This is a genomic window from Campylobacter sp. US53, assembly GCF_004378995.1.
Taxonomy (GTDB): Bacteria; Campylobacterota; Campylobacteria; order Campylobacterales; family Campylobacteraceae; genus Campylobacter_D; species Campylobacter_D jejuni.
This window is the reverse complement of record NZ_RYYH01000047.1, coordinates 1-229: the sequence shown is the minus strand read 5'-3', so window position 1 is coordinate 229 and position 229 is coordinate 1. Positions and strand designations below refer to the sequence as shown.

Below are 229 nucleotides of genomic sequence, written 5' to 3'. Positions count from 1 at the left end.
CAGCCACAACAGCAAATCCTCTACCATGTTCTCCAGCACGTGCAGCTTCAATAGCAGCATTTAAAGCTAGAAGATTAATTTGATCTGCAATATCACCTATAATACCTGTAACATTTTTAATCTCTTCAGATTGAGTGATAACATCACTAGTTTTAACTGAAACATTTTGCATAGAAGAAGTGATCTCTTCTAAAGCTGCAGCAGTTTCTTCTAAAGATTGAGCTTGAGA

The 229-nt window shown here is 36.2% G+C and carries 1 protein-coding gene; it reads right to left on the bottom strand.

From position 1 onward, the window contains the following. A partial coding sequence (locus ELQ05_RS08245) for a methyl-accepting chemotaxis protein (protein ID WP_243832742.1) occupies nt 1-229 on the bottom strand: 229 nt, incomplete at both ends.